This is a genomic window from Streptomyces sp. NPDC086835 (genome assembly GCF_044745705.1).
Classification (GTDB): Bacteria; Actinomycetota; Actinomycetes; order Streptomycetales; family Streptomycetaceae; genus Streptomyces.
Genome location: NZ_JBIVAU010000012.1, coordinates 151,667 through 178,100 on the forward strand (window position 1 = coordinate 151,667; position 26,434 = coordinate 178,100).

22 protein-coding genes, 1 tRNA gene and 1 pseudogene are annotated in these 26,434 nt (G+C 69.9%); 13 read left to right on the forward strand and 11 right to left on the reverse strand.

All coding sequences use genetic code 11. The features are described from left to right. Nucleotides 1-208 precede the first annotated feature (208 nt). Complete coding sequence (locus ACIPJI_RS31795) at nt 209-2,434, forward strand: transglycosylase domain-containing protein (protein WP_402250242.1); 2,226 nt, start codon at nt 209-211, stop codon at nt 2,432-2,434. A 150-nt stretch (nt 2,435-2,584) separates the two neighbouring features. Here ACIPJI_RS31795 and ACIPJI_RS31800 read toward each other — a convergent pair whose 3' ends face one another. After that, nucleotides 2,585-3,049, reverse strand: a complete 465-nt coding sequence (locus tag ACIPJI_RS31800; RefSeq protein ID WP_402250244.1) for a GatB/YqeY domain-containing protein — start codon at nt 3,047-3,049, stop codon at nt 2,585-2,587. Between the two features lie 307 nt (nt 3,050-3,356). Between ACIPJI_RS31800 and mptB the strand changes: the two genes are divergently transcribed. From mptB to ACIPJI_RS31820, 4 genes are all read left to right on the forward strand, one after another. Continuing rightward, nucleotides 3,357-4,820, forward strand: a complete 1,464-nt coding sequence (gene mptB / locus ACIPJI_RS31805; protein ID WP_402250246.1) for a polyprenol phosphomannose-dependent alpha 1,6 mannosyltransferase MptB — start codon at nt 3,357-3,359, stop codon at nt 4,818-4,820. After that, nucleotides 4,817-6,040 (forward strand): glycosyltransferase 87 family protein, encoded by a 1,224-nt coding sequence (locus tag ACIPJI_RS31810; RefSeq protein WP_356620777.1) that lies wholly within the window; start codon nt 4,817-4,819, stop codon nt 6,038-6,040. The genes mptB and ACIPJI_RS31810 overlap by 4 nt, the downstream gene beginning before the upstream one ends. A 21-nt stretch (nt 6,041-6,061) precedes the next feature. After that, nucleotides 6,062-7,000, forward strand: coding sequence for a metallophosphoesterase (locus ACIPJI_RS31815; RefSeq protein ID WP_356620778.1), 939 nt, complete (start codon nt 6,062-6,064; stop codon nt 6,998-7,000). A 94-nt stretch (nt 7,001-7,094) separates the two neighbouring features. Beyond that, a tRNA-Pro gene (locus ACIPJI_RS31820) sits at nt 7,095-7,168 on the forward strand. Nucleotides 7,169-7,247: 79 nt separating this feature from the next. Here the strand turns inward: ACIPJI_RS31820 and xerC are convergent. Genes xerC through ACIPJI_RS31845 form a run of 5 tightly spaced genes read right to left on the reverse strand, consistent with a single transcriptional unit; the run spans nt 7,248 to nt 10,845 of the window. Next, entirely contained in the window at nt 7,248-8,414 is a 1,167-nt protein-coding gene (xerC, locus tag ACIPJI_RS31825; RefSeq protein WP_402250248.1) for a tyrosine recombinase XerC, read from the reverse strand. Then, nucleotides 8,414-8,593: a helix-turn-helix domain-containing protein gene (locus tag ACIPJI_RS31830; protein WP_402250251.1), complete on the reverse strand. Its 180-nt coding sequence runs from the start codon at nt 8,591-8,593 to the stop codon at nt 8,414-8,416. The genes xerC and ACIPJI_RS31830 overlap by 1 nt, the downstream gene beginning before the upstream one ends. Next, nucleotides 8,586-10,004 (reverse strand): replication initiator protein RepSA, encoded by a 1,419-nt coding sequence (gene repSA / locus ACIPJI_RS31835; RefSeq protein ID WP_402250253.1) that lies wholly within the window; start codon nt 10,002-10,004, stop codon nt 8,586-8,588. The genes ACIPJI_RS31830 and repSA overlap by 8 nt, the downstream gene beginning before the upstream one ends. Then, entirely contained in the window at nt 10,001-10,726 is a 726-nt protein-coding gene (locus tag ACIPJI_RS31840; RefSeq protein ID WP_402250255.1) for a helix-turn-helix domain-containing protein, read from the reverse strand. The genes repSA and ACIPJI_RS31840 overlap by 4 nt, the downstream gene beginning before the upstream one ends. Continuing rightward, a complete protein-coding gene (locus tag ACIPJI_RS31845) occupies nt 10,723-10,845 on the reverse strand; it encodes a hypothetical protein (RefSeq protein ID WP_402250257.1) in 123 nt (40 codons plus the stop codon). The genes ACIPJI_RS31840 and ACIPJI_RS31845 overlap by 4 nt, the downstream gene beginning before the upstream one ends. A gap of 317 nt (nt 10,846-11,162) precedes the next feature. Here ACIPJI_RS31845 and ACIPJI_RS31850 point away from each other — a divergent pair, with 317 nt between their 5' ends. The 3 genes from ACIPJI_RS31850 (at nt 11,163) to ACIPJI_RS31860 (ending at nt 13,625) form a co-directional block, all read left to right on the forward strand. Beyond that, a complete protein-coding gene (locus ACIPJI_RS31850; RefSeq protein WP_402250258.1) occupies nt 11,163-11,486 on the forward strand; it encodes a putative quinol monooxygenase in 324 nt (107 codons plus the stop codon). Next, complete coding sequence (locus tag ACIPJI_RS31855) at nt 11,479-12,717, forward strand: helix-turn-helix domain-containing protein (protein ID WP_402250260.1); 1,239 nt, start codon at nt 11,479-11,481, stop codon at nt 12,715-12,717. Before ACIPJI_RS31850 ends, ACIPJI_RS31855 begins: the two co-directional genes overlap by 8 nt. 401 nt (nt 12,718-13,118) lie before the next feature. Beyond that, nucleotides 13,119-13,625 carry a hypothetical protein gene (locus tag ACIPJI_RS31860; RefSeq protein ID WP_402250262.1) on the forward strand — a complete coding sequence of 169 codons (507 nt, stop codon included), beginning with the start codon at nt 13,119-13,121 and terminating at the stop codon, nt 13,623-13,625. 191 nt (nt 13,626-13,816) lie between these two features. Here the strand turns inward: ACIPJI_RS31860 and ACIPJI_RS31865 are convergent, their stop codons facing one another. Next, nucleotides 13,817-14,302, reverse strand: coding sequence for a DUF4262 domain-containing protein (locus ACIPJI_RS31865; RefSeq protein ID WP_402250264.1), 486 nt, complete (start codon nt 14,300-14,302; stop codon nt 13,817-13,819). A gap of 818 nt (nt 14,303-15,120) precedes the next feature. Between ACIPJI_RS31865 and ACIPJI_RS31870 the strand changes: the two genes are divergently transcribed. From ACIPJI_RS31870 to ACIPJI_RS31890, 5 genes and pseudogenes are all read left to right on the forward strand, one after another. Then, nucleotides 15,121-15,627 carry a cupin domain-containing protein gene (locus ACIPJI_RS31870; RefSeq protein ID WP_307707548.1) on the forward strand — a complete coding sequence of 169 codons (507 nt, stop codon included), beginning with the start codon at nt 15,121-15,123 and terminating at the stop codon, nt 15,625-15,627. 108 nt (nt 15,628-15,735) lie between these two features. Beyond that, nucleotides 15,736-16,311 carry a TerD family protein gene (locus tag ACIPJI_RS31875; protein WP_307707547.1) on the forward strand — a complete coding sequence of 192 codons (576 nt, stop codon included), beginning with the start codon at nt 15,736-15,738 and terminating at the stop codon, nt 16,309-16,311. Between the two features lie 172 nt (nt 16,312-16,483). Further along, nucleotides 16,484-18,535 (forward strand): annotated as a pseudogene (locus ACIPJI_RS31880) (ATP-binding protein); the annotation flags it as partial. Nucleotides 18,536-18,695: 160 nt separating this feature from the next. Continuing rightward, nucleotides 18,696-20,528 carry a prolyl oligopeptidase family serine peptidase gene (locus tag ACIPJI_RS31885; protein WP_402250265.1) on the forward strand — a complete coding sequence of 611 codons (1,833 nt, stop codon included), beginning with the start codon at nt 18,696-18,698 and terminating at the stop codon, nt 20,526-20,528. A 69-nt stretch (nt 20,529-20,597) separates the two neighbouring features. Further along, complete coding sequence (locus tag ACIPJI_RS31890; protein WP_402250267.1) at nt 20,598-21,356, forward strand: SURF1 family protein; 759 nt, start codon at nt 20,598-20,600, stop codon at nt 21,354-21,356. A 386-nt stretch (nt 21,357-21,742) separates the two neighbouring features. Here the strand turns inward: ACIPJI_RS31890 and ACIPJI_RS31895 are convergent, their stop codons facing one another. The 4 genes from ACIPJI_RS31895 to ACIPJI_RS31910 all read right to left on the reverse strand — a co-directional run bounded on the left by ACIPJI_RS31895 (nt 21,743) and on the right by ACIPJI_RS31910 (nt 26,200). Next, nucleotides 21,743-22,882 (reverse strand): hypothetical protein, encoded by a 1,140-nt coding sequence (locus tag ACIPJI_RS31895; RefSeq protein WP_402250269.1) that lies wholly within the window; start codon nt 22,880-22,882, stop codon nt 21,743-21,745. After that, nucleotides 22,879-23,538: a SigE family RNA polymerase sigma factor gene (locus ACIPJI_RS31900; RefSeq protein ID WP_307707539.1), complete on the reverse strand. Its 660-nt coding sequence runs from the start codon at nt 23,536-23,538 to the stop codon at nt 22,879-22,881. The genes ACIPJI_RS31895 and ACIPJI_RS31900 overlap by 4 nt, the downstream gene beginning before the upstream one ends. Before the next feature lie 302 nt (nt 23,539-23,840). After that, on the reverse strand, nt 23,841-24,932 hold the full coding sequence (locus tag ACIPJI_RS31905) for an aspartate-semialdehyde dehydrogenase (RefSeq protein WP_402250271.1): 1,092 nt from the start codon (nt 24,930-24,932) through the stop codon (nt 23,841-23,843). Continuing rightward, on the reverse strand, nt 24,929-26,200 hold the full coding sequence (locus tag ACIPJI_RS31910) for an aspartate kinase (protein WP_307707538.1): 1,272 nt from the start codon (nt 26,198-26,200) through the stop codon (nt 24,929-24,931). The genes ACIPJI_RS31905 and ACIPJI_RS31910 overlap by 4 nt, the downstream gene beginning before the upstream one ends. Between the last annotated feature and the right edge of the window lie 234 nt (nt 26,201-26,434).

Sequence of the window (26,434 nt, forward strand, 5' to 3'; positions counted from 1 at the left end):
AGCGGGGCAGTTCGGCTGGGTCACAAGGGGCACCGTGCAACACACGTGCCGGATACGGACATGACTGACGGACACAACTCCGCCGGATTCGGGTACAGCGGAAATCATGTCAAGTGCTTGATGCAGAACCGCACTGCTGTGACAGTTGTGAGCAGCTTAGGCCAATGCCTTTACGCCTGTCCGGCGAATGAGAACGTAGGCTGGCCCCATGCCAAAGAAGCGCTCGGGCGGTGGTCTGACCGGGACCCAGCAGGCCGCCAAGTTCCTCGGTGTCAGCGTGCTCGCCGGAGCGGTGCTGGCGGGCATCGCCCTGCCCGCCGCCGGAGCACTGGGACTCGCGGCCAAGGGAACGGTCGAGGGATTCGACACCATCCCGGCCAACCTCAAGACCCCTCCGCTGAGTCAGCGCACCACGATCCTCGACTCCGAGGGCGGTCAGATCGCCACGGTCTACTCCCGTGACCGCACGGTCGTGCCGATCGAGGAGATCTCCCCGTACATGCAGAAGGCGATCGTCGCGATCGAGGACGCCCGCTTCTACGAGCACGGCGCGATCGACCTCAAAGGTGTGCTGCGGGCGCTGAACAAGAACGCGCAGTCGGGCGGCGTCTCCGAAGGCGCCTCGACCCTCACCCAGCAGTACGTGAAGAACGTCTTCGTGGAAGAGGCCGGCGACGACCCCGACAAGGTCGCCCAGGCCACCCAGCAGACCCTCGGCCGGAAGATCCGCGAGCTGAAGTACGCGATCCAGGTCGAAGAGGAACTGGGCAAGAAGAAGATCCTCGAGAACTACCTCAACATCACGTTCTTCGGTCAGCAGGCGTACGGCGTCGAGGCCGCGTCCCAGCGTTACTTCTCCAAGAAGGCGAAGGACCTGAAGCTGGAGGAGGCCGCGCTGCTCGCCGGCATCGTCCAGTCGCCCAGCCGTTTCGACCCGGTCAACGACTCGCAAGAGGCGACCAAGCGCCGCAACATCGTGCTCCAGCGCATGGCCGACGTCCGGGACATCTCCCAGGCCGAGGCGGACAAGGCCAAGGCGAGCCCGATCGATCTGAAGGTCAGCAAGCCCAAGAACGGCTGCATCACCGCCGTCAACGGCGCCGGCTTCTTCTGCGACTACGTGCGCCAGGTGTTCCTGACCGACCCGGTCTTCGGCAAGACCAGGGAGGACCGGCTCAAGATCTGGAACCAGGGTGGTCTGACGATCAGGACCACCCTGGACCCGCAGGCCCAGGAATCGGCGCAGAACTCCATAAAGGACCACATCTACCAGACCGACAAGGTCGCCGCCGCGGTCACGCTCGTCCAGCCCGGGACCGGCAAGATCGTCGCCATGGGCCAGTCCAAGCCGTACGGCTTCGGCAAGAACGAGACCCAGATCAACTACTCGGTCAACCACGACATGGGCGGCTCGAACTTCGGCTTCCCGGTCGGCTCGACCTTCAAGCCGTTCCTGGCCGCCGCTGCCCTGGAGCAGGGCAAGCCGCCGACGCAGGTCTACCCGTCGCCGTACAAGATGCCGTACCCGCAATCGGTGTCGACGTGCAGCGGCAAGCCGTGGGTCAACACCGGCAACACCATGCTGGAGAACGAGAACGAGACCGAGGTCGGGCCGTACCCGCTCAAGGAAGCGATGGCGCTGTCCGTCAACACCTACTTCGTGCAGATGATCGGCGAGATCGGGATGTGCCCGATCCTGGAGATGACCGGCAAGCTGGGCGTGGTGCAGGGCAACAACACGAAGCTGCCGGAAGTGCCCTCGGCGCTCACCCTCGGCTCCACCGGTATCTCGCCCCTCGTGATGGCCAACGCCTACGCGACCTTCGCCAACCGCGGGACCTACTGCACGCCGACGGCCATCGAGTCGATCAAGACGGCCGACGGCAAGAGCCTGAAGGTTCCGCAGACCGAATGCAGCAAGGCGATGTCCGAGCGGACCGCCGACACGATCAACACCCTGCTGCGCGGAGTGGTCGACTCCGGTACCGGCCAACAGGCCGGCCTGCAGAGCCGCGACAACGCGGGCAAGACCGGTACGACCGACTTCAGGAAGAACGCCTGGTTCGTGGGCTACACCCCGAACATGTCGGGTGCGGTCTGGGTCGGCAGCGCCAGCCAGCAGGTGAAGATGGAGTACATCACCATCGGCGGCCGGTACCACGAGAAGGTCTTCGGTGGCGCGGTCCCGGGTCCGATCTGGAAGGACGCGATGACGGGGGCACTGGACGGCGAGCCCGCTCCACCCTTCGTCGGCGTGCACATCCCGGACGTCCCGAAGGACAAGGACAAGGAGAAGGGCCGTGACAAGCCGGACGACGGCAAGCCCAGTGACCAGGAGCCGTGGCCCGGCATCTCCATCCCGCCGGACCTGATCGGCGGTGGTAACAACCGCGGCCAGGGCAACGGCGGCGGTGGCGGCGGCAACTGGCCGTAGGCGGCCCGCGTGAAGTGAGAAGAAGGGGGACCCGGTGACCGGGTCCCCCTTCTTCATGCCCTCACGGCGGGCGCCCACTGCTGTCGCGGCGGGCACCAGCGCTCGTGGCTGCGCGCTGCCGTCTCGGCGGGCGCCGCGGCCCCGGCTCTCTCAGCCGGCGAGCAGCCGCTTCACCGCTGCGGCGACCCGGCCGCCCTCGGCGCGGCCCGCCACCTTCGGGTTCACGATCTTCATGACGGCGCCCATGGCACGCGGCCCCTCGGCGCCCGCGGCCCTGGCCTCCTCGACGGCCTGCGCCACGATCTGGTTCAGCTCGTCGTCCGTCAGCTGCTGCGGCAGGTACGCGTCGAGGATCACGCCCTCCGCCTTCTCGCGCTCGGCCTGCTCGGCGCGACCGCCCTGGGCGAAGGCATCGGCGGCCTCGCGGCGCTTCTTCGCCTCCTTGGCGATCACCTTCTGCACCTCGTCGTCGGAGAGTTCACGGGCGGTCTTGCCCGAGACCTCCTCCTTGGTGATCGCGGAGAGGGTCAGCCGAAGCGTCGAGGAGCGAAGTTCGTCGCGCGCCCTGATCGCCTCGGTGAGGTCTTCCTGCAGCTTGGACTTGAGCGTGGTCATGCGGCCAAGTGTGTCAGGTGCGCGACGGAAATCGCCCGCGCATTTCGCGGCGGGGCGCGGGGCGCGTCGCGGGGACGGAACGGAGGCCTGGGTCGCGAGGCCGGGACGGAAGCCGGCCTAGCACGGCGGGGACGGAGGTCGCGCCCAGGGTCGGGCGGGGCTCCGGAGGCGGGCAGGGCTGTCAACGGCCGGTGTCCGCACGCGACTTCGCCAAAGCGGCGTCCCGTAAAGCGGCGGACACGCGACCGACCCCCGCGCGCGACCGGCGCGTCGCCTGCGGGACACCGGCCGTTGACAGCCTGCGCAGGTGCCGTCCCTCCGCCTCCTCGTCGACCGGGCCCTCGACCGGGCCGTCGACTTCCGCCACTGCCAGTTGCTCGGGCTGACGGGTTCGACGGCCGTCGCGGCGGGCGGCGTGAGTTCCGGCGCGCTGCCGGTACGGGAGATGCCCGCCCCGGACTCCGGCCCGGCCGCGCTCGGGCTCGTCGGCGCGTATTTCGGGCTGGTCGTCCTGATAGCGGCCTGGGCGCTCCTCGGGGCGGCGGTGCGCGGGCCCCGGCCGCCCGGCCGCCGAGATCTGCTGCTGACGCTGGTGCTGTGGGCGGCGCCGCTGGTGGTGGCGCCGCCATTGTTCAGCCGCGACGTGTACAGCTATCTCGCACAGGGCGCGATGGTCGACGCGCAACTCGATGTCCACACCCTCGGCCCCTCCCACCTCGGCGGCCCGCTCCCCGCGGAGGTCGCACCCCTGTGGCGGGACACGCCGGCCCCGTACGGCCCGGTCTTCCTCGCCCTCGCCGCGGTGGCGCACTCCCCCGTCCCGGCAGCGTTCCCCGCCGACCAGGTGTCCACCGGGGTGCTCGGGATGCGGCTCGTCGCACTCCTCGGTGTGGCGGCCATGGCGCTGTGCCTGCCCCGGCTGGCCCGGCACTGCGGCACCGACCCGTCCCTGGCTCTCTGGCTAGGCGTGCTCAATCCCTTGGTGCTGCTGCATCTGGTCGGCGGCGCGCACAACGACGCGGTCATGCTGGGTCTGCTCGGCGTCGGACTGGTCGCGGCGCTCGGCCGCAGGCCGGTGGCCGCGGTCGTACTCATCACCCTGGCGGCCCTGGTGAAGGCCCCGGCGGCGCTGGGTCTCGTCGCCGTGGTGATGCTGTGGGCCCGGCAGAGGGAACGGTCGCGGGCACCGCGACTGTCGGCCACCGCTGCCGTCGTCTGCGTCTGCGCGGCGACCACAGCGGTGACCACGGCAGTCGTGGGTACGGGATACGGGTGGCTCGCGACGCTGGACACCCCCGTCTCCCCCGGGAACTGGTCGCTCACCTCTAGCCTCGGCCGGATGACCACCGCCCTCCTCGACCGGGCGGGCGACGGGCCCGCGGATCTCGCCCGCTTCGCGGGCCCGGCGTGGCATCTGCTGGGCCTCGCCGCCACCGCCGTCGCCGTACTGCTCGCCTGGCGCCGCCACCATCTGCTGCGCCCGGTCCACGCGCTCGGGCTCAGCCTGACGGCGGTTGCCGTCCTCGGCCCCGCGATCCGCCCCTGGTACCTGCTGTGGGGGCTGTTCCTGATCGCGGCCGCCGGGCCGGGCAGATCTCTGCGCCGGACGGCCACCGCGGCCAGTGCGATCCTCGCCCTCGTGGTTCTGCCAAGCGGATTCGCTCCGGATGCAGCCCAGTTGGGGCTGGCCGTCGGGGGCGGTCTGCTCGCCGTGACAGCTCTGTGGGGCGCAGACCGCGTCGCGCGCCGACCGATTGGGAGTACTGCATGACACAGCTGGGTACGACGGAGACCACGTGGCGGTGGCCGACGACCACCCGCGGACGGCTCATCCTGGTCGCCTCGCTGGCCTCCACCGTCCTGCTGTTCCTCACGACGGTGCCGCTGCACCGCGGCTGGTTCGACCTGGGTGTGTACTACGGCGCCGTGAACCACTGGGTGGGCGGCGGCGCTCTCTACGACTACCAGGTGCCCGGCAGCAAATACGGCTTCACCTACCCGCCGTTCGCCGCCTTGGCCATGCTGCCGATGACGCTGATCCACTGGAACGGCGCCATCGCGTTCACCTTGCTGCTCAACGTCGCCGCGGCCGTGGTGATCCTTCGCCTGACCGCCGGGCCGGTCGTCAGGGCCCAGGGCTGGACCCCTTGGTACGCCCTGGCGCTCACCGGCTGCGCGTTCGCCCTCCTCGAACCGGTCCGCGACACCGTCAGCTTCGGTCAGGTCAACCTGCTGCTGCTGGCGCTCGTCCTCGTCGACCTCCGGCTGCCGGCCGACGGCCGGGCCTCCCGTTACGCCGGCATCGGCATCGGTCTCGCCGCCGCGATCAAACTCACCCCCGCCGTGTTCATCGGCCACCTGCTCCTCACCGGCCGCCCCCGCGCCGCCGCGACAGCGACCGCCGTCGCGCTCGGCGCCACCGGGCTGGCGGCATGGATCGCGCCGGACACCTCTCGCGTCTACTGGACCCAGGCGCTCTGGGACACCGACCGGGTCGGCTCGCTCGCGTACGTCTCCAACCAGTCCTGGCAGGGACTGCTCGCCCGGTTCGTCGAACCGTACGAGCCGAGCCGCGGCATCTGGGCGGCAGGAGTGCTCGTGCTGCTCACTCTGTGGTTCGTACGGGTCCGTCGGGCGACCTCCGCCGGTGACCACGCCGCCGCGATCGCGCTGACCGGCATCCTGGCCTGCCTGATCAGCCCGGTCACCTGGGTGCACCACCTCGTCTGGCTGGTGCCCGCACTCGCGGTGCTCGCCGGCGCGGCCCTGGACACACCCGCGGGCCCTGACCGTCGCAGGCTGCTGACCTGGGCAGTCGCGCTGCCGGTCGTACTGTCGAGCAGCGTCGTGTGGCTGTGGAGCAAGGACTCGTCCGGAATCGACGGCTTCCTCGGCGGCAACACATACGTGTGGATCGCGCTGGGTCTGCTCGTCGCGCTACCGGTCCGCAACGCGTCCCGGGCTCACCTCCCACCACTGCCCCGCGCCTGACGGGTCTGCGACGATGGACCCATGCGCGCACGCTACGGGCTCCCCCTGAAGATCACCGCAGGCATCACGGCGGCCGGAGCCGCCGGCCTCGTCTACGCCGCGGGCATCGAAGCCCGTTCGTACCGGTTGCGACGGGTGACCGTGCCGGTGCTGCCGCGCGGGATGCGGCCGTTGCGCGTGCTGCAGGTCTCCGACATCCACATGGTGAGCGGCCAGCGCAAGAAGCGGGCGTGGCTCCAGTCCCTGGCCGGACTGCGCCCGGACTTCGTCGTCAACACCGGCGACAACCTCTCCGACCCGGAGGGCGTGCCGGAGGTCCTGGACGCGCTGGGCCCGCTGATGGAGATCCCCGGCGTCTACGTCTTCGGCTCCAACGACTACTACGGCCCGAAGCTCCGCAACCCGGCCCGCTACCTCCTCGAGAAGGCGCAGGGCCGCCACGGCCTCAACGGCAACGCCCCGGCCGTCGGTGCCGTCCACAATCCGTGGGAGGGAATGCGGGACGCGTTCGACGCGGCGGGATGGGTGGACCTGACGAACACGCGCGGCCGGCTGAAGCTCGACGGCTACGAGATCGCCTTCACCGGCCTCGACGACCCGCACATCAAGAGGGACCGTTACGACAAGGTCCTCGGCGGCCCGGAGAAGGACGCCGACCTGTCGCTGGCCGTCGTCCACGCCCCTTACCTGCGCGCCCTCGACGCCTTCACCGCCGACGGCTACCCCCTGATCCTGGCGGGCCACACCCACGGCGGCCAGCTGTGCATCCCCTTCTACGGCGCCCTGGTCACCAACTGCGACCTGGACACCGACCGGGTCAAGGGCCTCTCCAGGCACCGGGCGGAGGGGAACACCTCCTACCTCCACGTCTCCGCGGGCTGCGGCACGAACCGCTACACCCCGGTCCGCTTCGCCTGCCCCCCGGAAGCGACCCTGCTGACGCTGACCCCACGCGACTGACCCCCGTGCCGGGCGCCCGCGGCCCCGAAACCGGATTTCGCCTCCGGCCGCGGGTGGGCTAAAGTAATCGATGTCGCCGGGACACCGGCGACATCGGGGTGTAGCGCAGCTTGGCAGCGCGCTTCGTTCGGGACGAAGAGGTCGTGGGTTCAAATCCCGCCACCCCGACAGCTGAAACACCAGGTCAGGCCACCTACTTTCGTAGTAGGTGGCCTGACCTCTTTCGTCTGAGTGTCTATCTGCGTGACTACGCTTGTCCCGCCCGCTTGAAGATGCCGTCCATGACCACGGCGCCGGTCTGGATCACGGGCCGGATCTGCTTCCGATAGACCTCTTCGGTGACGGCTGTGCCGGAGTGACCCACGAGGCGAGAGATCTCCTCCAATGACACGCCACGGTCGGAGAGCAGGGACACGAAGCTGTGCCGGAGCTCCCGGGGCGTCCAGTCGTCGGCGTTGATCCCTTCGGCCTCCTTGAGCGCCTGGCGGAAAGCGCGCCGGACGTTGGTGGCATCGAGAGGCTTGCCCACTGCCGACGAGAAGACCAGCCCGTGTTCCTCCCAGCTGTCACCAGCAGCGAGCCGCTCCCAGCCCTGGTCTTCGAATTGCTGCCAGAGAACTTCGACGCAATGTGCCGGCAGAGCGAGCGTTCGCCGGGACTTCCGGGTCTTGGTGTCCCCGCCGCGACGGACCGATCGCCACACCGCGATATGCGGAGGCTGCGGCGGGTCGGCATCCGGTTGCCCCTTCAGGAACACGTGATCCCAGGTCAGAGCTCGCAGTTCCTCGGTACGGGCACCAGTCAGCAACGCGACGACGATGTACGCGTGCATCGACGTCCCCTCGGCAGCCTTCAGCACGGACTCGGCCTGGGCGAAGGTGAGGGCCTTGGACGGTCGCCCCGCCTGCCCTTGGGGCACGGAGCACAGTTCGACGACGTTGCGCTTGACCTTGTCCCGGGCCATGGCTCGCTTGACCGAGCGGTTCAAGCAGGAGTGGACAGCCTGAAGCGTGCGAGTACTGAGGATCTTGGCCTTGGCCGCTAGCCAGCGGTCGACGTCCTCCGCGCTCAGATCCCGCAGCTTTCGGGCACCTAATCCCGGGATGACGTGCTTCTGGGTCATGTAGGTGCAATTCTCGACCGTGCGCGCGTCTCGGCCCGCCAAGCCGTAGGCGAGCCAGTCGTTCACAGCGTCGGCGACGGTGTAGTTCGTGGGGGCGATGGCGAGACCGTCTTCGTAGTCCCTCAACACCTCCTTGAGTTTGTTCTTCGCCTCCGTCTTGGTCTTGCCACTCCCCCGCCGGACGATGCGCTTACCGCTCGCATCGAAGCCGAGGTTTGCCGTGGCGATCCAACGCTGTCTCTTCTCGTCCCAGTGCAGGCCACCGTCACCACGGCTGCGTCGCTTGGTCATCAGGCAGCCTCTTCCATGCGGGACGCGAGGAACGCACGCAGGGCGTCCGCAGGGATTCGGCGGCTGCGGCCGATGGTGAGCGAGGGCAGACGGCGCGTGCGAATCAGGTCGTAGACCGCAGTGCGGCCGACCTTGAGGCGTGCCATCACCTCCGGGACAGTCAGCAGTTCGTCAGTCATCCCAGCCGTCCCCCTCCAGTTCGGTACGCAGCTCCCGCGCGAGTTGCCGGTCTTGCTTGATGTCGTTGGCGATGGATTGGGCGAGCCAGGATTCGCCGGGTGTGTGGCCGTGCCCGGCGTAGGTCCAGTGGGCGAGCACGAGCGTGGAGCCCTCCGAGTCGTCGAGGTCCTCGGGGAGCCCGCGGGCTTGGCGCTCCTGGCGGGCGCGGTAGTCGGCTCTCACTTGGCGGAGTGCGCCGAGGGTGGTGGAGTAGCGGCGGGACTTGGTGGAGAAGTGGCCGCGGAAGCCGAGCATGTGCGACCAGCGCGCCAGCAGCCGTTCCGGATAGTCGCCATCCAGGGCCCAGCAGGCTTCGATGAGCCGCCGGGTGTGGGCAGGCAGGCCGAGGCGGTCCAGCTCCGCCAGCTCGACAATCCGGCGGTCCACCGTGCCGGTCGTCTCGGCGGCCTTGGTGGCGTACTTCGCGACGTAGGCGGCCACCGCTTGTTCGGTCAGGTCCTCGTGTCCGAGCGCGCCGATGGGCTGGACGTCGACCTGGGTTCCCCAGCGCAGTTGGCGTTCCGGAGAAAGGCAGGCGGGCGGGACGACGACCAGGACGCGGGCGGCAGCGGCCCGGATCGCGTCGTCCACGAGCGGGACGGTGGCCCAGGCCGGGGGCGCGGAGTCGGGGCCGTCCGGGCCGTCGAGCCGCACCACGGCGTGGAAGTGCACGGCACCGCGCTTTTGGAACTCGGCGACCTTGCCGAACGAGACTCGGCAGACATCCGACAGAGCCCGCTGGGAGAGCCCGGCGCGGGCGGCGATCTCCCGACGCAGGTAGATGGTGAACCGCTGCCAGAGCTGCCCGGCGTGGTTGTTCCAGAGCACAGCACCCGCGTAGTCGTAGCGGTCCGGGTTCAGCGCCGTGCCCAGGGCGGGATCGTCGTCCTGGTGGACGAGGCCGCAGCGGCAGCGCCCGGAGGCAGGGCGGTTGTGGACCGGGCCGAACGACGGCGCGGTGAGAGTGGCGAAGACGCGGGGGTGGTCCCGGACGGTGGCGGGCACGTCCTTGCGTACGTCTCCGGTGATCCCGGCGCGGATCAGGTGGTAGGTGTCCCCCGCGTAAGTCCAGGCGCAGGACGGGCAGCGCGAGGCACGCCGGTTGCCGCAGGCCACCCGGAGCCGTCCGCCGGGTTCGGCGGCGGTCGAGTACGAGTAGAGCGTTTCGGCGGTGGCCTTGTCCTTGGTGATCGTCCAGCCCTGGAGGTGGATGGGGTCCGAGCAGCCGCCCGTGCGCCGGATCTGTTCGCGCCAGCGGTCGAAGCCGGGGGTATTCGCGACGCGCAGCAGGTCGGCCACGGTGATCGGGTCCTGGCCCACGGCCGCCGCCACATCAGCAACGGCAGCCGAGGGAACGGGGAAGTGGGTCATGCGGCCACCGCCCGCAGTCGAGGAGCGTGGACCGGGGTGGCGGTGGCGAAGAGGTGATCGAGCGCGGTCAGATAGCCGGAGGTGAGCGGGGCCGGGCCGAGGCGGCGCAGATGCATCACGGGCGAGAGCACCGGGACCAGGCCGTCCACAGGGGTTGTCACCAGGAGGTCGTCATCCGCCCGCACCACATCCGCGTGCAGCCCCGAGTGCTCAGCGAGCCGGACACCCGGCACCGTCAGGAGCGAGGGGAAGACGTCCGCCAGGGTCACGGGGGAAGTGCCGGCGGGGCCGACGATCCGGACCCGAACCCCCGATGCCGCCTTGTCGGTGACTAGCGCGGCCAGGTCCCACACCGCGTCGACCAGGAACAGCGGGTGCGCGACCGCCAGGTCAATCGAACCGACAGCGTTCGCGAGGGTGGAGCGCCACAGGTCGAGCGGGACGACGCTGCGGGTCGGGTAGCAGGTGATCAGCTCGTCCCGAGGCGTCGGCACCGACCGGTGACGCTCCCCGAGCGCGGGCCACAGCAGGTAGGCGTCCGTGTGGAGGAGCTTGGCGGCGGCGTGCGCGTTCCTCGCGTGCGGGGTGCGGCCGAGGGTGATCCAGCGTTCCACCGACTTCGGGTCGACACCGAGCCGGGAGGCCAGGCCCTCGATCGTCACGTTCGCGGCAACCATCGCCCCGCGCAGCCGCTCGTTCGCGGTGATCGTCGCAGTGGTCATGCCGCCACCGCCCCGGAGACGGAGGCCAGCGGCTTACCGGTGGCCCAGTCGAAGGACACGGCCACCGGGCAGGCCCCGCCCGAGCGGTGGACCAGGACGCCGACACCATCGCGCTTCACCCAGTCAGCGCCGCCGACGGCGGAGCACGCCTGGCACGGCGAGGGGACGATCTGAGCGTCCTCGGTGCGGGACAGCGGAGCGGTTAACGGCGCGGAGTGCAGAGTACGACGTGGTACGGGCATGATGAGACCTCCCCTTGAGGGAAGCCCCGGGTGGCGTCGTGATCTTGGCAGAGAGCACGCCGCCCGGGGCGCTCTTGTGTAGTGGAGCAGTAACCCGAAGCTACTCGCAGTAAAACTGCGAGTCAACAGATTCTCTGCGACTAGCAGGAAATCTTTGACTCTGCGATGCTAGGGCCTGACTCGGAGGAGGAACGATGAGCAACTTTGGACTTTTTGTCCGCTTCACGCTCAAGGACGGTGCCGCCGAAGGCTTCGACGCGCTGGTTCGCGAGACAGCCGAAGGGATCAAGGCCAAGGAGCCCGGCACGCTCGTCTACGCCTGCCACACCGTTGAAGGCGAGGCCAACCAGCGGATCTTCTACGAGCTGTACGCGGACTACGCGGCGTTCGAAGAGCACGAGCGCCAGGAACACACCCGCCGCTTCCTCTCTGAGCGCGACAAGTACGTCGCGAAGACCGAGGTCGACCGCATGACCCCGTACACCGGGAAGCACCCCACCGAGGTCACCAGTGCCTGAGTCGGACTCCCGTGCAACAGGAGCGCGGATCAAGGAACTTCGCCGCGCCGCAGGCATGTCCCAAAGCGACTTGGCTGTTGCCATGGAGCGCTCGGAGAGTTGGGTCTCCCAGGTAGAGCGGGGCGTGCAGCCCGTAGAGCGGCTGTCTGTTCTCCAGGCACTGGCGGATGCGCTCGGAGTGTCGGTGCGTGACGTGCGTCCTGACGCGGGCACGCCGGCCGAAGAGACGCCGGAAGCGCAGCAGCCGGTGAGCAACGACCTTGACGCCCTGCGGGTCGCACTGACGGGACACCCCGCTCTCGGCAGCCTCTTCGATGAGCCCAGCGACGGGACGACGGCATCCGCAGACGAGCTACGGGTGCAGATCGAAGAAGTCTGGGATCTCGCGCACGCGTCCAAATACGCGGCTCTCAGCCAGCGACTGTCCTCACTGCTTCCGAGCATCGAGGCGGCCGTTCGTCACGCACCGGCCAGTGACCGCCAGGAGCTCCATGCGCTCAGGGCGCGCGCCTATCAGGTGGCGGCAGCCGCCTTCGTGCGCCAGGACGAGGCCGACGCCGCATGGGTCGCGGCCGACCGGGCCCTTCAGGCTGCGGAGCTTGCAGGCAAGCCGCTGGAAGTCGTGGCCAGCCTCTTTCGGATGGCTCACACCTTCATCCGACAGCAGCGAACCGAGCAGGCCGAGCACGCCGCATCGTCCGCGGTCGCCGTTCTGACTCCGCGCACCGAGTCCCCAAACTGCCCGCCCGAGGAGCTGTCTCTCCTTGGCGCCATGAACCTGGTACTCGCCGTGATCAACGCAAGGGAGGGGCACCGCGCCGAAACTCACCAGCACATCGGCCGTGCCCGAGAGATCGCGGCCCGACTTGGCGAGGACCGCAACGACTTCGAGACCGAGTTCGGGCCGACCAACGTCGAGCTTCACGCTGTCGCCACGGCTGTCGACCTCGGAGACGCCGGGCTCGCCCTGGACGTTGCCACAGGCGTCGACGCGAGCGGGCTGTCCTCGGAGCGACAGGCACGTTTCCTGCTTGATGTGGCGCGGGCTCACGCGCAGCGGCGACACGTCGGCGAGGCCGTAGCCGCACTCCTGGAGGCCGAGAAGCTGGCACCCGAGCAGATCCACAGCCATCACTCAGCACGCACGGTGGTCCGTGATCTGGTCCAGCTTTCAGGACACCGCATCCCCAAGCCGTTGACTGATCTTGCCGAGCGCATGGCCATCAGCTGACGCAATGCTGGGCCTGTTACAGGTTTCTCTACCTCGATCAAGGCGGCTCGCTCCGCTCGCCGCGCGCGGCCCCGGCTCGCCGCCGGGCCCGACGCTCCTGTCTCCGCCCCGCTCCGGGCCCGGCTACGCCGGCCGCGCGGCTGAGCGAGCAACACCAGATGCGCAGAACGGTAGCCCGCTGTGGCTGGGGCGGTCGGCTCCGCGGCTTTACGCAGCCACCATGGGGCGAGCCTCGAAGATCATGGCCCCAGATCGGGCTATTGCGGGCAGGCGAGGAGCCAGCCCGATTCGCTACTCAGCGTAAGGGGCCATGATCTCTCGCCCCATGGCAGCTCCAGCCCAAAGCCGCTACGCCGACCTCCGCTGTACCGTCTCCACAGACGATCACGGGGAGGCGAACGATGACAGGTGATCTCCAGTTCAGCTGGGAACTGAGCGGCTCCGGCTGGGCAACGTGCCGAATCGCCGACAGTTCTTCGGAGCACAAGGACTTCGTCAGCTACTGCACAGACGCACTTGCCGACCTGCTTCACGGCGTGGCGGGTCTCTACGGACCATCCACCGTCCAGCGGGTCTCCTTCGACCTCGAACCAGCCGAAGTGAGGTGGGTTCTCCGGGGCCGAGGCCCGAACGTTGACATCGCGATCTACCGGTTCCCGGACATGTACACGAGCTTCGACGCACCTGACGACGAGGGTGCGCTCTCTTGGAGCTCTACGCACCCCCGCAGCGCTCTCGGCCACGCCGTTATGGAAGCGGCACAGATGGTGCTGCGGATCCATGGCGAAGACGGATACCGAGCAAAGTGGGTACAACACCCCTTCCCCGTCACAGCGCTGCAAGAGCTTCGTCGGCTGCACCTTAGAGACGACCCGTGCGACCTCCGACACGAGATGTCGCTACCGTAGCCAGCCGTGCCCCTGTCGTGCCCGATCAGTCGGAGACGAGCGGGGAACCACGGGGAATACGGGTGATTCAACCGTCCCTCCGCAGGTCAGCGTTCTCCCAGCTCAGCAGGGCACCGCATACGTGGTCTTCCAAACAAGTGCACCAGAGATGGCCGGCCACTCTTGCCTCGGTCATTGAGACTCCACCGACCTCAGCTGATCTCCGCCCAAGGGCCGGTGGTCTCATCTTTGGGTACCCAGAGCAGTGGTTGGCTCACACGGCAGTGCTCGTTCACTCCCTCGTCCCAGGGGAACCGACCAGCCTTGTCCGGCCAGAACAGCTGAGTGATCGGCAGTGGCGGGGTCTGGTAGAAGTCGATACCCGCGCCGAAGAAGTCGTGGTACCAGCTGGGATGCACGGGCCGGACCACCACGTCGTGGCCATTGAGGACGTCCCCCCGGCACTGGTCGGACTCGAGTGGGTTCCCGTCCCGGATCGCTGCCCCAGCGGCGTTCGCCACGTTCATCGCCGTCTGCGAGGGCAGGCCGAACACGCTGACCTCTGGACTGCGCATGGTGTGCCAGAGACCGATGGAGTAGCCCCAGTCGCCAGGGGCATCACCGCCGGCCACGCCCATGACATGCCAACCGTAGTCCGCGACGTTCTTCGCGATGTGACGATCGCGTTCCTCCGACACAGGTCCACCCCATTCGGTCGGGGCACACAGCAGGCAAAAGCAAGGGGACTCGTCCATCCGAGGAGACTAAGCGTTGCCGCACACAGGGCCGTCGCCTGCCCGTCCGGGGCCGCCTTGCTCACCCGGCGGACAGTCCGGCCATGGACCCGACGAGTGCCGATCGTGATCGGAGTTTGAATCCGCCGGCCCCACGTGGTCAGCATCGCGCCGGTCCTGTCGGTGAGGATTTCAAGTGTCGGGTGAGGAGCGGCAGCGAGGGATGAGTGTCTAACTGCGTGACAACGCCGACGCACAACAGCGAACGATCGCGGACGTCAGCGGACCATCAGCGCAGGTGGCAAGCACAGCATCCCGAGTACAGGCACCGGCCCAAGTTGCTTCGGGACGAAGAGGTCGTGGGTTCAAATCCCGCCACCCCGACAGCTGAGTAGCAGGTCAGAGGGCCCTTACCGGGTAGGTAAGGGCCCTCTGGCGTTGCCACGTGTCCCACTGCGTGGCGGGTGCTCCGGGTCTCGAGCGAACGCGTCGGCCGTGACCGCAGCCGGGAGGTGTCGCTCGGCGCGATACCCCCGAACCAGGCGGTTTCCTTGATCGCGCACGAGGGATCGCCCGCAGCACGGGACCGGGCTGGCCGGCTACCTGTGGGCGCGGGCGGCATTCCACCGCCGTACGAGGAGCCCGGTCCCGGAGCCGGATGTAGGTCCGGGGACCGAGCCGGGCCGGGCGCTCTCGTCCCGGCCTTCCGTCCACGGCCGGATGTGCTCCCCCACGGTGAACTCCAGAATGGCGGGACCGGACCACCGACAGGAGGATCACCGATGTCCTACCCGGAGCCCCGCTACCTCGGCGAGAACGGGAAGATCAACGCGGTCTTCAGGCCGGCGGACACCGAGCCGGAGCTGGTCTCGCCGGGCGGCAACCGCACCCACTATCTGGCCACCCACGCCTCGACCGGCGGCGAGTTCGGCCTCTACCGGGTCGACATGGGGCCGCGGTCTCCCGGGCCCAGCACCCACTTCCACCGGTCGATCTCCGAGTCGTTCTTCGTCCTGTCCGGCAAGGTCCGTCTGTACGACGGGGACCGGTGGGTCACCGGCGGTCCTGGCGACTTCCTCTACGTGCCCGTCGGCGGGCTGCACGCCTTCAAGAACGAGTCGGACGATCCCGCCTCCATGTTGATGCTCTTCTCGCCCGGGGCGCCGAGGGAGGAGTACTTCGAGCAGGTCGCCGAGACGGCGGCACGCGGTGGGCAGGAGTTCGCCGATTTCCTGGTCCGGCACGACAGCTTCTTCGTCGACGAGGAGGGCGGCCCCGCCCGGTCGTGAGACCCGATCGGGAAAAAGGGGAACCGAAGCGGGGGGCCGGTCGTTGTCCGGTCGGGCAAAGGAATCGTCAAGTGGCGCGGCCCGCGCCGGATTGCGCAGGGGATTTCCATGGGTGTCAGCCTTTCCAAGGGCGGCAATGTCTCGCTCAGCAAGGAGGCCCCGGGCCTGACCGCGGTCGTCGTGGGCCTCGGCTGGGACGTACGCAGCACCACCGGGACCGACTTCGACCTGGACGCCAGCGCCCTGCTGGTGGACGCGAACGGAAAGGTCCTGTCCGACCAGCACTTCGTGTTCTTCAACAACCTCAAGAGCCCCGACGCCTCCGTCGAGCACACCGGTGACAACCTCACCGGTGAGGGCGAGGGCGACGACGAGCAGATCAAGGTCAACCTGGCCGGTGTGGCCGCAGAGGTCGACAAGATCGTGTTCCCGGTCTCGATCCACGAGGGCGAGAGCCGTGGCCAGTCCTTCGGCCAGGTGCGCAACGCGTTCATCCGCGTCGTCAACCAGGCCGACAACAACGAGCTCGCGCGTTACGACCTGAGCGAGGACGCCTCGACCGAGACCGCGATGGTCTTCGGCGAGCTGTACCGCAACGGTGCGGAGTGGAAGTTCCGCGCCGTCGGCCAGGGTTACGCCTCCGGCCTGCGCGGCATCGCGCAGGACTTCGGCGTCAACATCTGATCCGACGTGGTCCGTTTTTCCGGTGTCCGGTCCGCGCACAGCGGACCGGACACCAGGGCCGGGACACAGCAGACCGGGCCCCGGCCGCCCTAGAGCTCCTTCGCCGGCCAGTCGAGCAGACGGGCGCCGATCGCCGCCGTCTGCAGCATGTAGCGGTGCTGCGGATCCGTGCGGTGTGCACGACCACGACGCGGCCCTGATCCTCGGCGCGCTGCTGCGGCTCCACGAGCGGGCCGGGCTGCTGCGCCACCCGCCGGGGGCGCGGGCCACGGCGCAGCTGTTCTGGGCGCACGGCGCCGACGAGGCCCGGCGCACAGCGTGGACGCGGCGTGCGGTGTCGCTGGCGCGGGCCCGGGAGACGTTCGGTCTGGCGCCGGCGATCGGCGCTTTCCGGGCCGAGATGGCACAGGAGATGGGGGACGCGCTCGCCGCGGAGTACCTCTTCGAGGAGCTGACGTGCGGCCCTGACGGGTTTGTGACGAGCGCTTCCGCGCGCACGTTGCTGGAGAAGTTCCGCCGTACGGTGGGCACTTCCGCCTACGAGGAGGACGTCGCGGCCCTCGGCGACGACCTCCCGGCCCGTCGGCAGGTCGTGGAGAACTGGCTGGGCGCCTACACCGAGGCGACCGGGGCCGACGTCACCGACCTCGCGGAGGCCGTCGCGATCGAACTGTGCTCCGGCCTCGCCCGGTACGAGTGTGCGGCGCGGCTCACCGAGCGGGTCGAGGGACTGCTCGGCAGCCACCCGCGTGTCGAGCGCCGGTCGATGACCGTACGGATCGACGAACTGCTGGCCCGCGCCCGGCACTTCCGTGCGGAGGTGGCTCCGGGGTTCCGCGCGTGCCAGCAGCGCAGGGCCGCCCTGGCGGCCGCCGAGCGGGACACGCTGCGGCTGGACGAGCACCGGCCGCGCGTGATGCCGGCGTTCGTGCGCAACCGCCTCATCGACGAGGTCTACCTGCCGCTGATCGGCGACAACCTGGCCAAGCAGCTCGGCACGGCCGACGAGTCCCGGCGCACCGACAGCAACGGGCTGCTCCTGCTGGTCTCCCCGCCCGGCTACGGCAAGACGACGCTCATGGAGTACGTCGCCGACCGGCTCGGCCTTCTCCTGGTCAAGGTCAACGGCCCCGCGCTGGGGCATGCGGTGACCTCGCTGGATCCCGAGGAGGCGCCGAACGCGACGGCCCGCCAGGAGGTCCAGAAGATCAATTTCGCCCTGGAGGCAGGCAGCGACGTCCTGTTGTACCTGGACGACATCCAGCACACCTCGCCCGAGCTGTTGCAGAAGTTCATCTCCCTGTGCGACGCGCAGCGCCGCATGGAGGGCGTGTGGCGGGGCGCGACCCGCACCTACGACCTGCGCGGGAAGCGCTTCGCGGTGTGCATGGCGGGCAATCCGTACACCGAGTCGGGGCAGCGGTTCCGGATCCCGGACATGCTCGCGAACCGTGCCGACGTGTGGAACCTCGGTGACGTGCTGACGGGCAAGGAGGACGTGTTCGCGCTGAGCTTCGTCGAGAACGCGCTCACCTCCCACCCGCTGCTCGCTCCCCTGGCCGGCCGCGACCGGGCCGAACTGGAGCTGCTGGTCCGCCTCGCGTCCGACGACGCGACCGTGCGTGCCGACATGCTCGGCCACTCCTACGCCCCGGCCGAGCTGGAACAGATCCTGGCGGTCCTGCGGCATCTGCTGACCGCCCGGCGCACGGTCCTCGCCGTGAACTCCGCGTACATCGCCTCCGCGGCGAGCAGTGACGAGACCCGCTCGGAACCGCCGTTCCGGCTCCAGGGCTCCTACCGCGACGTGAACAAGATCGTGGAGCGGATCAGCCCGGTGATGAACGACGCCGAGCTGGCGGCCGTGATCGAGGACCACTACACGGGCGAGGCCCAGACGCTGACGACAGGCGCCGAGGCGGCCCTGCTCAAGCTGGCGGAGCTGCGGGGAACGCTGACCGGGGAACAGGAAGCGCGCTGGGAGGAGATCAGGACGCGGTACGTGCGCGCCCAGGCCCTCGGCGGACCGGACGGCGACCCGCTGACAGGGGCCGTCGCCGCTCTCGGACTGCTCGCCGACCGGTTGGCGGCGGTCGAGTCCGCGATCACGCGGGCCGCCGACCCGCGCCACCTCCTGGCGCGGCCGCAGGGACGCCACGCGGCTTCCCCGCCGGGGCCGCCGGGGGCGTCGCCGTCCGACGGCTGGGCCGCGGCATCCGAGTGACCACCCACTGCGGGGCCGTGGCCGTCGGACGGCGGGCCAGGGCGGCGGAAGCCGCGTGACCGCCCGATGCCGGGGCTTTCCGGCAGCCCGGCAGCAGGCCGCGGGCGAAGTTGTCCACAGGCTGCGGAGGACGCGGGCGACATCCGCTTTCATTGAGGGCATGAGCGACGCACACACCACGCCCGACATGCCCGTCAGCCCTTCCGTGCCCGACTGGGAGAAGCGGTTCCGGGCGCCGCGCGTCTCGCTGCCCGACTGGGCGGAGGACGCACCGGACCGTTCCCTCTTCGTCTCGAACGCGACGGGGACGTACGAGCTGTACGCCTGGGACCGGTCGACGGGCGAGCAGCGCCAGGTCACCGACCGGCCGAACGGCACGACGGACGGGATACTCACCCCTGACGGCGAGGCCGTGTGGTGGTTCTCCGACACCGACGGCGACGAGTTCGGCATCTGGATGCGACAGCCGTTCCACGGCGGGGACGACGTGCCCGCCGCGCCCGGCCTGGAGCCCTCCTACCCGGCGGGTCTCGCCATCGGCCGGGACGGCACCACCGCGGTCGTCGGCCGTTCCACCGACGAGGACGGCACGACGATCCATGTCGTACGGGAGGGCTCGGCGCCCGTCGAGATCTACCGGCACCGTGAGTCGGGCGGGGTGGGCGATCTCTCGCACGACGGCTCGCTGCTCGCGATCGAGCACACCGAGCACGGCGACGCCATGCACTCCGCGCTGCGCGTGACCCGCCTCGACGGCAGCACGGTCGCCGAGCTGGACGACACCCGCGGCGGCACGGTGGAGCTGGGCCTCGAGGTCCTCGGCTTCGCGCCGGTCGACGGCGACAGCAGGCTGCTCGTCGGGCACCAGCGGCGCGGCCGGTGGGAGCCGATGATCTGGGACATCGCCTCCGGTGAGGAGACCGAGCTCGGCATCGAGCTGCCGGGCGATGTGAACGCCGAGTGGTATCCGGACGGTTCCGCGCTGCTGATCGCGCACAGCTTCGAGGCACGCGGCGAGCTGTGGCGCTACGACCTGGCGACGCGCGCACTGACCCCGATCGAGACCCCGCCCGGTTCGGTCTCCGGTGCGACGGCAAGGCCGGACCGCACCGTGGAGTATCTGTGGTCGTCGGCGGCCCAGCCGCCGAGTGTCCGCTCGACCGCCGGCGGCGTGGTCCTCGACCCCCCTGGCATGAAGGCGCCCGCCTCGGTGCCGGTCGAGGACGTCTGGGTCGAAGGCCCCGGCGGCCGTATCCACGCCCTGGTGCAGAAGCCGGCCGGTACGGAGGGACCGCTGCCCACCGTCTTCGAGATCCACGGCGGCCCGACCTGGCACGACAGCGACTCCTTCGCGGCGGGCCCCGCCGCCTGGATCGACCACGGCTACGCGGTCGTCCGTGTGAACTACCGGGGCTCCACGGGCTACGGCCGCGAGTGGACGGACGCGCTGAAGCACCGCGTCGGTCTGATCGAGCTGGAGGACATCACGGCGGTCCGCGAGTGGGCGGTCGGCTCGGGCCTCGCCGACCCGTCGAAGCTGGTCCTGGCGGGCGGCTCATGGGGCGGCTATCTGACCCTGCTGGGCCTCGGCACCCAGCCGGAGGCATGGGCGGTCGGCCTGGCGGCGGTCCCGGTCGCCGACTTCGTCACCTCGTACCACGACGAGATGGAGAACCTGAAGGCGCTGGACCGCACGCTGTTCGGCGGCAGCCCGGAAGAGGTGCCGGAGCGTTACGAGGCCTCGTCACCGCTGACGTATGTGGACGCGGTCCGGGCCCCGGTCTACATCTCGGCCGGCGTCAACGACCCGCGCTGCCCGATACGGCAGATCGACAACTACGTGGACAGGCTCGCGGCGCGCGGCGCGGTCCACGAGGTGTACCGGTACGACGCGGGGCACGGCTCCCTCGTGGTGGAGGAGCGGATCAAGCAGGTGCGGCTCGAGATCGACTTCGCGGAGAGGCATCTGAAGGGGGCGGCGACGCGGCGGTGACCTGACGGGAGCGGCCCGGTCGGCGGCCCCGGCACCAAGAACGGCCGAGGTGTTCCGTACCGTGGAGGGGTGTACCGATTCCTGCTGACGCCCCGCTGGTGGGGGATCAACGTCTTCGTCCTGCTGGCGATCCCGTTCTGCATCTTCATGGGCTCGTGGCAGCTGGGCAGGTTCGAGGACCGCGTCGACTCCCACCGTGAGGCGGAGCGGAAGCCTGGAGCGGACCAGCAGCAGGCAGCGCCGCTCGACGAGCTGCTGCCCGTCGACAAAGAGACGTCGGGCCGGCTGGCCACGGCGTCGGGCCGGTACGGCGAGCAGTTCCTCGTCCCCGGGCGTGAACTCGACGGCAGGCGCGGCTCGTACGTGCTGACGCTGCTGGAGACGGACAGCGGCCGGATGCTGCCCGTGGTTCGCGGCTGGATGCCCGAGGGCGGCCGGGCCCCGGCCGCTCCGGCGGGCGAGGTCACGGTCACGGGAGCGCTCCAGGCCTCCGAGTCGTCGGGCAGCGACGGGGTGCACGCGGCGGGCGGTCTGCCGGCCGGGCAACTGGGCATGATCAGCGCGGCGTCACTGGTGAACCTGGTGCCGGACAAGGTGTACGACGCGTGGGTCACTCTGTCGACGGCGGACAGCGGCCTGACGGCCGTGCCGGCGTCAGCGCCGGAGAACAGCGGCCTGGACCTCAAGGCCTTCCAGAACCTGGGCTACACGGGCGAGTGGTTCGTCTTCGCGGGCTTCGTGCTCTTCATGTGGTTCCGCCTGGTCCGCCGGGAGGCGGAGGCGGCGCGGGACCGGGCGCTCGGTCTGGATCCGGAGACCGCCGTCTGACGATCCGGTCGGCCGCATCGGCCGCATGGTCCCGGCCGGGAGGCCCGGGCCGCGCGATCCTGGCAGGTGCCGGACCATCGGGCCACCGGCGCCGAGCTGCCGACCTGCCGACCCTTGGACCACCGGGCCACCGGGCCACCGGCGCTGACCTGCCCGGCGGTCCTACCCGCCGAACCTGCGCACCGACCTGCCCGACTGCCCGGGCCCGCGACCTCCGGCGGATGCCCGGCCCACCGGCGCTGACGACCTGCCCGCCGCCCGGCCGGCGGCCCGGCGGACCCCGGTGGTGGCGCCACCTGCCCGGCCCGGCGGCCCGGTCAGCCCTGAGCACGTGCCCGGCCCGGCGACTTCTCCGCGCAGCCCGAGCGGGCCCGGCGGCACGGGCGTCACTGGCCCGTCAGCACACCTGTGTGGTAGATCGTTCCGGCACACGCGTTCGGGACGACCGACTGTCCGTACACGCCGCCGCCGAGCGCCGTGAAGGTGACCGTCACGCTGCCCTCCTTGACGCCGTCCTCCGTCACGAGTTGCGGCTCGACCGCGCTCCCGTCGCTGTCGCCGGTGCCACCGCCCTGACCGCCGCCGCCCCCTGAGACGTCACCTTCGGTGGGTGAGGGGTCGGGCGAGGGTTCCACGGTCGGGCAGGTGTCGGACGGGACCCAGGCGAACTTCATCGCGAACGACTCGGACGCCATCGCGACCGCCACGTCCGTGTCCGTCGGGGACGGGTCGGGCAGACCGCCCGCCGCGTCGCCCGCGACGTGACGCACCACGCTGATGCGCGTCTGGTCGGCCGCGCCGGACGCCTGGAAGCCGATCGTGGAGCGACCGATGATGCAGTCGGTGGCCGAGACGTTGGTGACGCGGAAGGTGCCGTACACCTTGCCCTCGCCGTCCGGTCCGCCCGTCTCCGTGGAGACGCTCAACTGTCCGGCCTCGCAGGTCTGCACCTCGCCCACGGCGGGCGGCTGGACCGCGCCGGAGCCGCCGTCACCACCGCCGGTGGGCTGCGCGACCGGCGGGTTCGCTCCGGCGCTCCGACCGGGCGGCACGGCCGGTCCGGTGCCCTGCGTGGGCCCCTTGGTGCCGTTGTCCCCGCCGGTGACGCCCGGGGCGTTGCCCGTGCCGCCCTGTGCCTGTTCGCCGTGCCCGGCGTTGACCGGGTTCGCGCTGTCGCTGCCGCTCGACTTCGCCACGTGGACGAAGGCGGGGACGGCTGTGCAGATCAGCAGTGCCGCCGCGGCCGCTCCGACGAGTGCCTGCCTCTTGCGGGCCCGCCGCGCCGGTACAGCCCGGCGCAGGTGGTCCAGTGCGCCGGCGGAAGGCTGGATGTCCTCGACGACGCCGTGCAGCAGCCGCCGCAGCGCGTCCTCGTCGGTCCCGATCTCCGCGCCGAGGTCATCGGTCGGCCCGTTGTTCACAATCTCGTTCCCAGTCCGGTCGTCAGACGGCCCGTCCGGCCCGTAATGCCCAGAGCTCTGTTCGTGCTCACGTTCGTGCTCGTGCTCGCGTTCGTGCCCGCTCATTTGGTGGCCTCCATGGCGACGCGCAGCGCCGCGATCCCCCGTGAGCCGTACGCCTTCACCGAACCGAGTGAGACCCCGAGGGTCTCGGCCACCTGCGCCTCGGTCATGTCGGCGAAGTATCGCAGCACCAGTACCTCGCGCTGCCGCCGCTGAAGCCCGCGCATCGCCTTGATGAGCGCGTCCCGCTCCAGCTGGTCGTACGCGCCTTCCTCGGCGCTCGCCATGTCGGGCATGGGCTTCGAGAGCAGCTTGAGGCCGAGGATGCGCCTGCGGAGCGCGGAGCGCGAGAGGTTGACCACGGTCTGCCGCAGGTAGGCGAGCGTCTTCTCGGGGTCACGCACGCGCTTGCGCGCCGAGTGGACCCGGATGAAGGCCTCCTGGACCACGTCCTCGCAGGAGGCCGTGTCGTCTAGGAGCAGCGCGGCGAGACCCAGGAGCGACCGGTAGTGGGCGCGGTAGGTCTCGGTGAGGTGGTCGACGGTGGTGCCCGTGGCCATGGTGTCGTCAGCACCCTGCCGCTGGGACGGGACGCGGGACGTCCGTGAAGCGGGCATGGGAGCGATCACCGGCATGCCGCCGGCCGGGCGGGGTCGGCGGAGCGGGCGCACTGCTGCGCCGCGTACCGGGACCCTTGCGATGTCGAGAACCTCTGCCACGCCAGTTGGACACGCTTCCCCCCGCCAGGGTTGTACGCGTACGCCACCGCTTTTGACGGTGGACCGTATGCCCGCATGCGCACCGCTCTTCCCCAATGCCCCATTTGTTGCAGCACCGCGCCGAGGTGCCCGCAAAGACGCTTCTCGCCCAACTACCGGTTGCAGTAAGGGAGAAGCGAACTATCAAACATGCCGATGCCCCAGTTCAAGTGGTACAGATTTCGACTTCCTCACAGGGCGTCCACAGATCCTACAAAGGAACCCCACGGAATCATGTCGTTTTTACTGCTGGGACCACGAGGTTACGAGATCGTCCCGGCGCTCCTGCGGCCGCCCGCCCCTGAGCCGTACTCGGCGGCCACGGCCTCCGCGATCTGCGCCGAGTTGAGGGCCGCGCCTTTGCGGAGATTGTCACCGCACACGAACATCTCGAGGCCGCAGGGGTCGTCCGGCGACCGCCGCACCCGCCCCACCCATGTCGGGTCCGTCCCCACCACGTCCGCGGGCGTGGGGAAGTCGCCCGCCTCCGGATTGTCGTAGAGGACGACACCGGGAGAGGTCGCGAGGACCTCGTGCGCCCGCTCCACCGTGATCTCGTTCTCGAAGCGGGCGTGCACCGACAGCGAGTGGGTGGTGATCACCGGCACGCGTACGCAGGTGGCCGCGACCTTCAGCCCCGGCAGATCGAGGATCTTGCGGGTCTCCGCCCGCAGCCCCAGCTCTTCGGAGGACCAGCCGTCGTCGGCGAGCGTCCCCGTCCAGGGGACCACGTTGAGGGCGAGCGGCGCCGGGAACGGCCCGAGGTCGTCGCCCACCGCCCGCCGCACGTCTCCGGGTCCGGTGCCCAGTTCCGTGCCGGCGACCATGGACAGCTGCTTGCGCAGGGAGGCCACGGCGTCCCGTCCGGCCCCGCTGACGGCCTGGTAGGACGAGACGACCAGTTCCCGCAGCCCGAACTCGGCGTGCAGCGCGCCGACGGCCGGGATCATGGCGAGCGTGGTGTCGTGCGGACCGGCGACGATGCCGCGCGGGCGCACCCGCACGGCATGCGGGTTGACCTCGGGAACGACCAGCGGGACGTCAGGGTCGGCCCGGAAGGCCGGCGACGCGTCCACGACGACCGCGCCCTTGGCGACGGCGACAGGCGCCCAGCGCTCCGACACGTCGCCGGGCACCAGGAAGAGCGCGACGTCGATGCCGTCGAAGACGCTCTCTTCGAGCGCCAGGACCTCGCACCGCTCCCCGCGCACGGCCAGCTTGCGGCCGGCCGAGCGCGGGGAGGCGGCGAGTCGGATCTCGCCCCAGACGTCCGCGTGCTGGGACAGGATCTCGAGCATCACCGCGCCGACTGCTCCGGTCGCACCGACGACCGCGAGCGCCGGCTTGCGGTTCATCGCCCGGTGCCGCCGTAGACGACCGCCTCGTCGGAGTCGGAGTCGAGCCCGAAGGCGCTGTGCACGGCGCGGACGGCCTCGTTGACGTCGTCGGCGCGGGTGACCACCGAGATGCGGATCTCGGAGGTCGAGATCAGCTCGATGTTCACGCCCGCGTCCGACAGTGCCTCGAAGAACGAGGCGGTGACGCCCGGGTTGGTCTTCATACCGGCGCCGACCAGGGAGATCTTGCCGATCTGGTCGTCGTAGCGCAGCGAGTCGAAGCCGATCGAGCTCTTCGCCTTCTCCAGGGCGTCCATGGCCTTGCGGCCGTCCGTCTTGGGAAGGGTGAAGGAGATGTCCGTCAGCGCGGTGGTGGCCGCGGAGACGTTCTGGACGACCATGTCGATGTTGATCTCGGCGTCCGCGATCGTGCGGAAGATGGCCGCGGCCTCGCCCGGCTTGTCCGGCACCCCGACGACCGTGATCTTCGCCTCGGAGACGTCGTGGGCGACTCCGGAGATGATGGCGTGCTCCACCTTCTGATCCCCTTGCGGTTCGTTGCTGACCCAGGTGCCCCGCAGTCCCGAGAAGGACGAGCGGACATGGATCGGGATGTTGTATCGGCGTGCGTACTCCACGCACCGGTGCAGGAGCACCTTGGAGCCGGAGGCGGCGAGCTCCAGCATGTCCTCGGAGGAGATCCAGTCGATCTTCCGGGCCTTCTTCACGACCCGCGGGTCGGCGGTGAAGACACCGTCGACGTCGGTGTAGATCTCGCAGACCTCGGCGTCCAGCGCGGCGGCGAGGGCGACGGCGGTCGTGTCCGACCCGCCCCTGCCGAGCGTGGTGATGTCCTTCTTGTCCTGGGACACACCCTGGAAGCCGGCGACGATGGCGATGTTGCCCTCGTCGAGCGCCGTGCGGATCCGGCCCGGCGTCACATCGATGATGCGCGCTTTGTTGTGGACCGAGTCGGTGATGACGCCGGCCTGGCTGCCGGTGAACGACTGGGCCTCGTGGCCCAGGTTCTTGATCGCCATGGCCAGCAGGGCCATGGAGATCCGCTCTCCCGCGGTCAGCAGCATGTCGAACTCACGCCCGGCAGGGATCGGGGATACCTGCTCGGCGAGATCGATCAGCTCGTCCGTCGTGTCACCCATCGCCGACACCACGACGACCACCTGGTGGCCGTTCTTCTTGGCATCGACGATTCGCTTGGCGACCCGCTTGATGCCTTCGGCATCGGCTACGGAGGAGCCTCCGTACTTCTGCACGACAAGGCCCACGTGCGCTCCTCGTTCGGTCTTGTGCAGTCACTACTGCGGTCGGCTCAGTCTATCGAGCGGCCGCGGATCGCCCCTGTGATGTCACATGGTGAGATGTCCCGCTCACCAGGTGATCATCCGGAAGTCCCGGAGGGGCGCCCGCGGCCGTTCGGACTGGCTACTGCCCAAGGGGCGGGGAGCTACGCGAAGGTGTGGGCCGGCTCACACGCGCCGGGGGAGGATGCGGCTGCCGAG